11 protein-coding genes are annotated in these 11,172 nt (G+C 31.9%); all 11 read left to right on the plus strand.

The features are described from left to right. Positions 1-15: 15 nt before the first annotated feature. The 11 genes from cytX to csn2-St all read left to right on the plus strand — a co-directional run bounded on the left by cytX (position 16) and on the right by csn2-St (position 10,997). Positions 16-1,191 carry a putative hydroxymethylpyrimidine transporter CytX gene (gene cytX / locus Q5O30_RS01945; RefSeq protein WP_021952079.1) on the plus strand — a complete coding sequence of 392 codons (1,176 nt, stop codon included), beginning with the start codon at positions 16-18 and terminating at the stop codon, positions 1,189-1,191. Continuing rightward, positions 1,181-2,017: an RNA methyltransferase gene (locus tag Q5O30_RS01950; protein ID WP_021952080.1), complete on the plus strand. Its 837-nt coding sequence runs from the start codon at positions 1,181-1,183 to the stop codon at positions 2,015-2,017. The genes cytX and Q5O30_RS01950 overlap by 11 nt, the downstream gene beginning before the upstream one ends. Before the next feature lie 2 nt (positions 2,018-2,019). After that, positions 2,020-2,682: an HAD family phosphatase gene (locus Q5O30_RS01955; protein WP_021952081.1), complete on the plus strand. Its 663-nt coding sequence runs from the start codon at positions 2,020-2,022 to the stop codon at positions 2,680-2,682. 686 nt (positions 2,683-3,368) lie between these two features. Continuing rightward, complete coding sequence (locus Q5O30_RS01960; protein ID WP_021952082.1) at positions 3,369-3,587, plus strand: hypothetical protein; 219 nt, start codon at positions 3,369-3,371, stop codon at positions 3,585-3,587. A gap of 149 nt (positions 3,588-3,736) precedes the next feature. Beyond that, on the plus strand, positions 3,737-3,862 hold the full coding sequence (locus Q5O30_RS01965) for a hypothetical protein (RefSeq protein WP_302674530.1): 126 nt from the start codon (positions 3,737-3,739) through the stop codon (positions 3,860-3,862). 48 nt (positions 3,863-3,910) lie between these two features. Beyond that, positions 3,911-4,180 (plus strand): hypothetical protein, encoded by a 270-nt coding sequence (locus tag Q5O30_RS01970; RefSeq protein ID WP_021952083.1) that lies wholly within the window; start codon positions 3,911-3,913, stop codon positions 4,178-4,180. 269 nt (positions 4,181-4,449) lie between these two features. Further along, a complete protein-coding gene (locus Q5O30_RS01975) occupies positions 4,450-5,046 on the plus strand; it encodes a hypothetical protein (RefSeq protein WP_021952085.1) in 597 nt (198 codons plus the stop codon). 279 nt (positions 5,047-5,325) lie between these two features. Next, positions 5,326-8,637 carry a type II CRISPR RNA-guided endonuclease Cas9 gene (gene cas9 / locus Q5O30_RS01980; RefSeq protein WP_021952086.1) on the plus strand — a complete coding sequence of 1,104 codons (3,312 nt, stop codon included), beginning with the start codon at positions 5,326-5,328 and terminating at the stop codon, positions 8,635-8,637. A 143-nt stretch (positions 8,638-8,780) separates the two neighbouring features. Beyond that, positions 8,781-9,686 (plus strand): type II CRISPR-associated endonuclease Cas1, encoded by a 906-nt coding sequence (cas1, locus tag Q5O30_RS01985; RefSeq protein WP_021952087.1) that lies wholly within the window; start codon positions 8,781-8,783, stop codon positions 9,684-9,686. Next, on the plus strand, positions 9,686-10,009 hold the full coding sequence (gene cas2, locus Q5O30_RS01990) for a CRISPR-associated endonuclease Cas2 (RefSeq protein ID WP_021952088.1): 324 nt from the start codon (positions 9,686-9,688) through the stop codon (positions 10,007-10,009). The genes cas1 and cas2 overlap by 1 nt, the downstream gene beginning before the upstream one ends. A gap of 4 nt (positions 10,010-10,013) precedes the next feature. Beyond that, on the plus strand, positions 10,014-10,997 hold the full coding sequence (gene csn2-St / locus Q5O30_RS01995) for a CRISPR-associated protein Csn2-St (RefSeq protein ID WP_302674531.1): 984 nt from the start codon (positions 10,014-10,016) through the stop codon (positions 10,995-10,997). Positions 10,998-11,172: the final 175 nt, after the last annotated feature.

The raw sequence follows: 11,172 nt of genomic DNA on the forward strand, positions 1-11,172 counted from the left end.
AAAGAGGAACATCACATGGAGAAAAAAGGAACATCAGTATTTAGTAACAGTTTAATCTGGTTTGGGGCAGGGGTATCAATTGCAGAAATCGTAACAGGAACATATTTGGCATCCCTTGGTATGACAAAGGGTATACTGGCAACAGTTATTGGACATATTATTGGATGTGTGTTATTGTTTTTAGCAGGAATAATTGGCGCTAAAACAAAGAAAAGTTCAATGGAAACAGTTAAGATAAGCTTTGGACAAAAAGGAAGCATTATCTTTTCAGCATTAAATGTAATTCAGTTAGCAGGATGGACGGCAATAATGATTTATGATGGAGCAATATCTGCTAACGGCATATTTAACACAGGAAAATGGGTATGGTGTCTTGTAATAGGCGTACTTATTATTTTGTGGATTATTGTGGGAATAAGCAATGTGGAAAAAATAAATGTGGTAGCAATGTCAGCGTTATTTATACTTACAATTATTCTTTGTAAAGTAGTATTTTTTGACAATCATCAGATGGTTAGCGTTGCAGGAGACGGGCTTACCTTTGGAGCAGCAGTGGAATTAGCCGTTGCAATGCCTCTTTCATGGCTGCCTCTTATTAGTGATTACACAAGAGAAGCCGAAAAGCCTGTTAAAGCAACTGCAGCTAGTGCCATTGTATATGGTTTGGTAAGCTGTTGGATGTACATAATCGGAATGGGAGCTGCAATTTATACACAGGATGCAGGAATTGACCAGATTATGTTAAAGGCAGGTTTGGGAATTGCAGGTCTTTTAATAATTGTATTTTCTACAGTTACAACTACTTATTTAGATGCTTATTCAGCAGGAATTTCCAGCGAAACCATTTCACATAAAATAAAAGGAAAATATATGGCAATCGCTGTTACAATAGTGGGAACAATAGCTGCAATTGTTTATCCAATGGATGATATTACAGACTTTTTGTACTTAATCGGTTCAGTTTTTGCACCAATGATTGCAATTCAGATAGCGGATTTCTTTATTATAAAGAAGGATAGCACAGAAAAAAATGTGGAAGTAGCAAATGTGGTCATATGGATAATCGGATTTGTACTGTACAGATATTTGATGACAGTAGATATAATTGTAGGTAATACATTGCCGGATATGGTAATTACCGTGATTATATGTGTGATAGTAAGCAAATTTGGAGTTAAGAATGCAAAATAATAACATTGTGGAAATAACGGATTTTGAATCTAAGAAACTAGACATATATGCCAGATGTAACGAGCCGGAGTTGCTTAGAGGCTTTGGCAGGGACGGTGGAATTTTTATAGCGGAAAGTCCAAAGGTAGTGGAGAGAGCCTTAGATGCAGGATACCAACCTATTTCCATGCTGGTGGAACACAGACATATAGATGGAGAGGCAAAACACATTATAAAAAGATGTGGCAGTGTTCCGGTGTATACAGCGGAGTTTGATGTGTTATCAAAAATAACAGGATTTAAACTTACAAGAGGAATGTTATGTGCCATGCACAGAACAAAGCTTAAAACCATAGAAGAGGTTTGTGCCGGGGCTAAGAGAATAGCCATATTGGAAAATGTTATGAATCCAACTAATATAGGGGCAATATTTCGCTCGGCAGCAGCTCTTGGAATGGACGCTGTTTTAATGACGCCGGGGTGCAGCAATCCACTATACAGACGTGCCATAAGGGTAAGTATGGGAACTGTGTTTCAAATTCCCTGGACTTTTTTTGATGGGGAGTTAAAATGGCCATATGATGGCATGAAAATCCTTAAAAATATGGGATTTAAAACTGCGGCAATGGCACTTACTGACAATTCAGTAAGTATTGATAATAAAGAATTGTTGTCACAGGAAAAGCTTGCCATTATACTTGGAACAGAAGGGGAAGGCTTAATGGCTGAAACCATTGAGGCAAGTGATTATACAGTAAAAATACCTATGGCTAACGGAGTTGACTCATTAAATGTGGCAGCTGCAAGTGCCGTGGCTTTTTGGCAGATTAGCAGGAAAGGAGAATAAGTTTGGCTAAAGGATTTATTTTTGATGTAGACGGAACAATACTTGATTCAATGTCCATATGGATGGATGCAGGAAAGTTGTATCTTGAAAGTTTAGGAATTAAAACAGATGAAAATATTGGAGAAGTAATGTTTGACCTGACCATGGCGGAAGGGGCAGAATATCTTAAAAAGAACTACGGTCTTGACCTTTCCATAGAGGAAATCTGTGACGGAATAAACAACAGGGTGTTTGAATTCTATGATAAGGAAGCCATGGAAAAGAAATATGTGAGAAATTTCCTAGAGGATGCAAAGGAGATGGGCATTAAAATGACTATTGCCACATCTACAGACAGACCTATGATTGAGGCAGCTCTTAAACGACTTGACCTTATGAAGTATTTTGATGAAATATTTACCACTACTGAAGTGGGAAAAGGAAAAGCTTCACCGGATATTTTCTTAAAGGCAATGGAGAAGATGGGAACAACAACTGCTGATACGTGGTTGTTTGAGGATGCCGCATACTCTATGAGAACAGCTAAGGGCATGGGTTTAAACACTGTGGGAATATACGATGAAAGCAGTGCCGGAAACCAGGAGCAGGTAAAGGAACTGGCGGATATTTACATTACGGACTGGAGTGGATATAAGGACGTAATGAGAAAGATAGAAGAAAAGTAGTATAGGGAAGATATGGGGAAAAGTAGAGTAAGGGAAATAGTATAGGGAAGATGCGTGGAAAAGTAGTGTAAATTTAGTATAGGGAAAAAATGGGGAAATGTAGTGTAAATGCAGTATAGGGAAAAAATGGGAAAAATGTAGGAAAAGAGATAATTTGAGAGGCGTCTGTGTCAGAAAATGGCATGGACGTCTTTTTATTATTGTTAAGGAAATGCCAGTGGGATTGCCGGTAGTGGCGTGAGAGTAGGTAGGTGAAGGAATGAAATTATTAAGTTTACAATAAAACAAATTTAAATTAAAAATTTAATGTAATTGTTGGTAGGTGGGGAAGGTTATATGCGATGAAATCGTGGATTTTACAATAAAACAAATTTGATTTGAAAAAATTAATGTAATTATTTGTTGCCAAGGGGTGTTGAAAGGAATGAAATCATAAATTTTACAATAAAAAATTTGAATTTGAGAAATATTCTGTATATATTTGGGGACAAGCACTTTTTAGGCATATGGATTAGCGATAATTACAATAAAATAAACATAATTTGAAAAAAATCCTGTAGGGTTGAAGGAACAACGGAAAAACCGAACAAAAGTTCCTTCGCAAGTCCTTTTTAATGGACAGCTTGGATGATAGGATTTAGGTATGATAAAAATATAAAATATAAAATTTTTAGGAGGTAGGAGAAATGGTAGAAATTATAACAATAATATTAACAATTGGAGTTGGTTACGTTATGGGACATATCGAGGAGATTTATTTCTGGCTACACGAACCGGAGCAGCCGGAAGATACAGAATTTGATATAAATCAGCAATTTCTTGATATAAACAGGTATGGCAATGATTATGCTAAACGTAAATATATTCGTGGTGGATATTTTATAAAAAAGGATAAAAAGAAGTAATGACGAAATATGGGGAGTAAAGAATAAAAATATAAAAGAAAACAAAAAACTAATTTCCAATCGCAAGAAATGACAGAGAGGTGGATATCATGCTAACACATCATTCCATGATTGAATCCGGGGCGTGTCATATATAGTAAAGGCCTTATATGTCCGCTGGTTGGAGCAATAGTAATGTTGATTTGGTTATTTCGTTAACGGAGAAAGTGAGGTACAAGAATATGAAAAAAGAGGGATATAGCAGACCGGGATTATTTGGAACTGTAAATCATTAAATCAGAAACAAATAAACTTGATAATTCTTGATTACAGGAGGTATAGCGATGAGAGATTGGATGGATTTAAACGGCGATGGCGAAATAGATAGCTCAGAAATGATGTTTGCAGAAGAAATGCTATGCACCAGCAGGGAAGGGCATGAAGCATTATTTGGAGATGCCGGGGACTTTGAAGATGACACTAAGGATGATTTAGAGATTGATGCTATGGCAGCAGGACTTGATATTGGTGAATTAGAACTTATGGATTCAGATGACAGGGCAGAGGCATTGGAAGAAGCAGGATTGAATCCGGATGATTATGATTTGGACTGAGATTTGGGTAAAGGAGGCTGATTTGTATGAGAAAGAATTCATTTGGACAGGGACTGACAATATTCTGTGATAATAGGTGTTCTATTGGTAATAAGCTCAATAGATGAAGCAATGGATGAGTATGGAGAAGATGGGGAAAGCCGATAAGGCGAAAGGAAAGGTAGTGTCTGTAGTTAATGGTGGAGTAGTGTGTAGGATTATTGCTACTGTTTTAGGTGATACAACAGACAAGTAGAATAAAAATATAAAATTTTTTAGGAGGTAGAAGGATGGCGTTGTTTGATTGGAATCATAATGGCAAAAAAGATTTTATGGATGATTATATTGAATATAACATTTATAAAAGGAATCTGGAAAGAATAGAAGCACAGAAAAATGAATATGGAAGTTATAGTAAAAGAACTACAAATTTTAATGATGACACAGAAAAAGAAAATTCATATTCAAGTTCGAATAAAAGCACAAGCATGGCTGACAAAGTCCTAATTACAATTGGAGCAGTTGCAGTTGGAATATTGTTCATAGGTGTAGTAGTCAATTTTAATATATCTTCTTCAAATCAAGATAGGAGTTATGGAAGTTATAATAGCAGATACAATAGTAATTATAATAGCAATAATAATATGTTGAGCAGGGAAACGGAAGAAAATACAGAAATGGAAACATCAGGATACGAAAAAAATACCTACAAATATAGCAATTATTCCAACAAAACACACAATAAATCTAATAAAGTCTATGATAAATATAATGTTAGAGATTACAGTAACGCAGAGGATTTCTATGAGGACAATTACGATGATTTTGACGGAGAAGAAGATGCAGAGGATTATTATGACGATGTGATGGCGGAATATGGGGAATAGAGGGGAAAAATGTAAAAATAGTTTTAATTTTGAGGTAAATGGTGATATAATCAAGACAGTGTGTATGTGAGAGCTAAGGCAGTGAAAAAATTGATTTTAAATGAATAGAAAATCTTATGTAAATTCAATTTATGAAAAAGGAATAAAAGTCAAGGCATAAATTCTTTATTGAATAAACGAGTATTTGATAACATTAAAAATCCCAGAAGAGAACAAATAAAATATTAAAGTGGTGAACACTATTTGAATATAAAATATAAAAACATAGGAGGATAGAAAATGAAATATGATATTGGAATTGACATTGGAGTGGCATCAGTAGGAGAAGCTGTAATTGATCAGGAAGGAAATATTTTGGAGGCATGCTCTAATTTATTTGATGAGGCAGATGCAGCAAGCAATGTTGACAGGCGTAATTTTAGAGAGGGAAGACGTAACAAGAGACGAGAGCGCACGAGAGTTAATGATTTTAAAAAATTATGGACAAAGTTTGGATTTGAAATTCCTAAAAATGTTATGAATGATACCATTTTATTAAGAAATAAAGGCATCAAATGTGAATTAGATTTAACAGAATTATATAGTGTTTTATTATATATGTTAAAGCATAGAGGAATTTCATATTTGGAAGATGCTATTGACGAAGCTAAGGGAAGCAATTATGCAAAAGGAATAGCTTTGAATCAAAAGGAGTTAAAAGAAAAATTACCGTGTGAAATTCAGTTGGAACGTTTGAAGATTTATGGTAGCTATAGAGGGGATTGTATTGTAAAAAAAGAAGATGAAGATGAGTATCATAGTAATGTTTTCACTATATCTGCATATAAAAAAGAATTAGAAATTTTATTTAGAAATCAAAAATTACCAGAAGAATTTATTCAAGGATATATGAAAATATTTGAAAGAAAAAGAGAATATTATATAGGACCTGGAAATGAAAAATCAAGGACAGATTATGGTGTTTACACAACGAATAAAGATGAAGAAGGACATTATATAACAGACAAAAATATCTTTGAAAAATTAATTGGAAAATGTAGTGTTTATAAGGATGAATTTAGGGCAGCCGGTGCTTCATATACAGCACAGGAATTCAACGTGTTAAATGATCTTAATAACTTGACAGTAAATAATAGAAAACTTACAGAAAATGAAAAGAAAAAAATTGTGGAAAAAATTAAAAGTTCAAATGCTGTTAATATGCGTTCAATAATTAAGAAAGTGTTGGGAGAAGACATTGAACAATTTGGGGGAGCAAGAAAAGATAAAGCAGATAAAGAGATTTATCATACTTTTGAAGTATATAGAAAAATGAAAAAAGAATTTGAAAAGAACGGTATAGATATAGCTGATTTTAGCAGAGAAAAGCTTGACGAAATAGGAAATATTTTAACATTAAATACAGAAACAGAGGGGATTAAGGGTGCATTACATGAAGCAAAGAATAGTTTTACATACAGTGAAATAGAAACGTTAATAGACATTAGAAAGAAAAATAGTTCTCTGTTCTCTAAGTGGCAGTCACTATCTTTGAAAATAATGAATGAATTAATTCCACAAATGTATGCACAGCCAAAAGAACAAATGCAACTTCTGACTGAAATGGGGGTATTTAAGTTTAAGAGTGTAAAGTTTAAAAATTCTAAATATATACCTGTTGAGGAAATTATTAAAGATATATATAACCCGGTAGTAGTACGTTCGGTGAGAACTACAATAAAAATGATTAATGAAACTATAAGAAAATACGGATATCCGGACAACATAATAATCGAAATGCCTAGAGATAAAAATTCGACAGAGGAGAAGGAGCGAATTAAAAAAGAACAAAGTAAAAACGAGAAAGAATATGAAGGCATATTAAAAAGAATAAAGGATGAATACGATATTGAAATCAATAGAGATGATTACAGAAAACAGGAAAAACTTGCATTAAAACTAAAACTTTGGAATGAGCAAGAGGGAAGATGCCCTTATTCAGGAAAAATGATTTCAATTTATGGGCTATTAGAAGATCCTCAATTATTTGAGATTGATCATATAATTCCGAAATCAATCTCATTTGATGATAGCAGAAACAATAAGGTTCTAGTATATCGGAGTGAAAATCAGAAAAAGGGGAATAATACTCCATATATGTATTTATCTAAAGGCGATAAAAACTGGAATTACGATCAGTATAAGAGTTATGTGTTGGGATTGAAAAATAAGGGAAATATATCTGATAAAAAAGTAAATAATATGTTGTTTATGGAGGATATTAATAAAATTGATGTTTTAAAGGGCTTCATTACCAGAAATCTTAATGATACGAGGTATGCTTCAAGGGTTGTTTTAAATATGCTACAGTCTTTTTTTAATGAAAAAGATGGATGCCCCACAAAAGTTAAAGTTATAAGGGGAAGTTTTACACATCAAATGCGTGTTAATTTAAGAATAAATAAAGATAGGGATGAATCGTATTCACATCATGCAGTAGATGCAATGCTGATTGTTTATTCACAGAGAGGTTATGAAGCATACAGAAAAATTCAAGAAGCGTGTGTTGACTTTGAAACAGGGGAAATAATTGATGAAGAAAGATGGCAACAATGCATATGGGGAAAAGATTATGATCAAGTAATGTACGAGGCAAAATGGAGTAAGATAAGAGAAAAAATTATAGAAGCAGAAAAAAATGTAAAATACCACCATAGAGTGGACAAAAAAGTTAATAGGGGGCTTTGTAATCAGACGATATATGGAACCAGAATTAAAGATGGAAAAATATATAAAATATCTTCATATAATATATACGACAACAAAGAGTGTGCCAGTCTGTTAAAGATGATAAAGGGTGGTAAGGAATCGAAGATTTTAATGTACAATTATGATTCTAAAACATATAGAGATATGATTAAAATAATTGATGAGTATTCAGACGAAAAAAATCCGTTTGTTGCATATATGAAAGAAACGGGGGATTATTTTAGAAAATATGCTAAAAAACATAATGGACCCAAAATTGAAAAGGTAAAATATTATAAGGAGGAAGCCGGAAGCTGTATCGACATATCGCATAAATATGGATATGAAAAAGGGAGTAAAAAGGTGATTTTGGGGAGTTTAAATCCTTACAGAACAGACGTGTTTTTTAATGAAAGACTAAAAAAATATTATTTAATTGGCATTAAATATAATCATATAAAATGTGAAGGCAATAATTATGTGATAGATGAGGATGCATATAATGGATTATTGCGTGATGCAGGAGTAATAAGTCATGAAAACACGATAAATGATTTAGAAAAAGTGGGAGTTAAATATTTATTTTCATTATATAAAAATGACATAATAAAGTATGAAAAAAACGGAGAAATGTTTGTGGAACGATTTTTATCCAGAACGATGGAATATGCAAATAATTACATTGAAACAAAACCAATACATAAACCATTCTTTCAAAAGAAGGATAAAAAAGGAAACATAAAAAATTCTCAAAACCTAGTTGGATTGTCAAAAACAAAGTATATAGGGAAATTGGTTACAGATGCTCTTGGAAATACATATATGGTTGAAAAGGAAAAATTTAGTCTTATTGTTGACATTTAAATACATTTATATTATAATAAAATATAGAGATGTAAAAATTTTTACGATAACTTAATTTTTTCAGATCTACTAAAACAAGGCTTTATGCCGAATTCAAAGAGCACCGACGGGTGCTCTTTTTTCGTATATAAAAGGAGATTAATATGGCATTCAGACTATTATTAATAGAAAATGAAACAGATGTTAAAATTAAATTAGATAACTTGGTAATGAATACACCAGATGGAGAAATTTGGATACCGATAAGTGATATATCTGTTATTGTTTTGGATAACCTGAGAATTACATTGTCTACGAGATTGTTATGTACATTGGCTAAAAATAATGTTGCATTGATTTTATGCGATGAGAAACATCTACCGATAGGTTTGTACAGTTCGTATGATAATCATAGTAGAATGTTTAAACATCTGGAAAATCAAATTAGTATATCACCTGATTTTTATGATGAAATATGGAAAGAAATTGTAATAAGAAAAATATTAAATCAGGCAGGAGTAATTAAAAAAATAAATAAAGATAATGAAGTTTATAACAATATAGTGAAAATGGCATTTGAAACTCAGACTGGAGATAAAACAAATAGAGAGGCACATGCTGCAAAAATCTATTTCAATGAGTTAATGGATACAAGTTTTTCAAGAGGTAATGATGACATATTGTTAAATTCGGGTTTGGATTATGGATATACGATTATACGTTCATATATTGCAAGAGTATGTGTTGGATATGGATTAAATTCACAGTTAGGTATTCATCATAGGAATGAATATAATAGGTTTAACCTAATAGATGATTTGATGGAACCTATCAGACCGATGATTGATTATTATGTTTATTTGCTTTTGGATGGAGAAGAATATTTTACCATTGTACATAGAAGAAAACTAATTAATTTTCTTAATCATAAAATTATGTATAGAAATAAAAAAATGTATGTTTCCAATATGGTTGAAGAATATGTTTCACAATATGCGGCATTACTAGCAGGAAATAGAGATAGTATCGATTTGCCAAGGATTGAGGGATATGAGGGAGAAGAAAATTAATGGAGTATAAAATTATGAGAATGTTATGTATGTTTGACTTACCTGTAGATTTACCAGAAGAAAAAAAGGAATATAGAGAATTTAGGAAAAATCTGATAAAAGAAGGATTTACTATGATGCAATATTCGGTTTATATAAGAACATGTCCGAGTAGAGAGTATGGAATCAGGCTTGAAAGCAGAATCAGAAAATTTGCACCGTTAAAGGGGAATATACGTTTAATCACAATTACGGAGAAACAGTATGATGATATGAAAATTATCGTTGGAAGTAAGAGGCTTAACGAAGAAAGAGTTGGGAGTGAGAGGTTAACTATAATATGATTTTATTTCAAAAAATAATTTACGTGAATATGAAGTAGCACTTGAGGGAGTGAATCAATGGTGTGGTGAAAACATTATTAAAAAGAACAATATCATTAATATGTTATGTAAATATTTTTCAAAATCAAAATATATGGAATATGACGAAATAGCAAGTGATATATTTTTGGAGAATGAGGTTGTTGGAAGAAATTATTACAATGTCTATTTGGTTCAATCCAGGGAACAGATGATTTCAGAATTGAAACTAGGTAAGAATACATTGATGATGAAATATGTTTTGGATAAAATATCTATTAATTTTGATGTGTCTATTGAATTAGAACAGGTGAAGGATATATTGATTAAAATCTATGAAATTCTTAATGCCACAGCTTTTAATGAATTTCAAAATATAAAATTAGATTTTGAAAACAGTAAACTTTTAGAAATTATTCAACAAAGCATTATAACATATAAGGATGGAAAGGATATACATTATCTGTCAAATTATGAATTGGTACTTAATTATTTAAAGTTGGTAAAAGGCATAGAGATGAATTCTGGTGGACAGGCATTGGTGATAATGAATAATATTGATCACTTATTATATGATGGGGAATATAAAAAAATTTATTTAGAAGCAGAGAAAATGTATGCTACTCATAACATTGGTTTCGTTTTCGGAATCAGTATTGATGGCTATTGTGTGGTAAACAAAAATAATATTAATTCAATAACGATAATAAATGATCAAGAGATTATTTTACCGGAATATGATAAAATTGTAGAATTTATTGAAAATAATTATCCTATAAACGTTAACGTAACTGAGGATTGGATATTAAGTAATATTAAAATGTGTATTCAGAAAATAGGGAAGGAAAATAGTTCGATAGAATTGTCATCAGAAATTATATTGACCATGATTAATAAAACGTTACTTATAAATAGTAATAGAAGGTTTAAAACAAACAGTATAGAGTTAAACTTTATTAATAACAATTAATGTGGTATAATCAACTCGATTGGGTATGGTCTATGCGTGGTAAAATATCAATATACTACTGGTGAGTTGTATAGTTTTGATATTTTAGTACCTGGAAGAATTAAGTTATCGTAAAACTATGAAACGGGAAAAAGATTATACAATCTAATTTTAGTACCTGGAAGAATTAAGTTAT

Source organism: Eubacterium sp. CAG:161, from assembly GCF_000432355.1.
In the GTDB taxonomy this organism is placed as follows: Bacteria; Bacillota; Clostridia; order Lachnospirales; family Lachnospiraceae; genus Eubacterium_G; species Eubacterium_G segne.

Excerpts from the sequence above, each read along its gene's own strand:
- Q5O30_RS01960 (WP_021952082.1), top strand. The coding sequence starts at position 3,369 with ATGGTAGAAATTATAACAATAATATTAACAATTGGAGTTGGTTACGTT.
- Q5O30_RS01975 (WP_021952085.1), top strand. The coding sequence starts at position 4,450 with ATGGCGTTGTTTGATTGGAATCATAATGGCAAAAAAGATTTTATGGAT.
- cas9 (WP_021952086.1), top strand. The coding sequence starts at position 5,326 with ATGAAATATGATATTGGAATTGACATTGGAGTGGCATCAGTAGGAGAA.
- Q5O30_RS01970 (WP_021952083.1), top strand. The coding sequence starts at position 3,911 with ATGAGAGATTGGATGGATTTAAACGGCGATGGCGAAATAGATAGCTCA.
- cas2 (WP_021952088.1), top strand. The coding sequence starts at position 9,686 with ATGGAGTATAAAATTATGAGAATGTTATGTATGTTTGACTTACCTGTA.
- cytX (WP_021952079.1), top strand. The coding sequence starts at position 16 with ATGGAGAAAAAAGGAACATCAGTATTTAGTAACAGTTTAATCTGGTTT.
- cas1 (WP_021952087.1), top strand. The coding sequence starts at position 8,781 with ATGGCATTCAGACTATTATTAATAGAAAATGAAACAGATGTTAAAATT.
- Q5O30_RS01965 (WP_302674530.1), top strand. The coding sequence starts at position 3,737 with ATGTCCGCTGGTTGGAGCAATAGTAATGTTGATTTGGTTATTTCGTTA.
- Q5O30_RS01950 (WP_021952080.1), top strand. The coding sequence starts at position 1,181 with ATGCAAAATAATAACATTGTGGAAATAACGGATTTTGAATCTAAGAAA.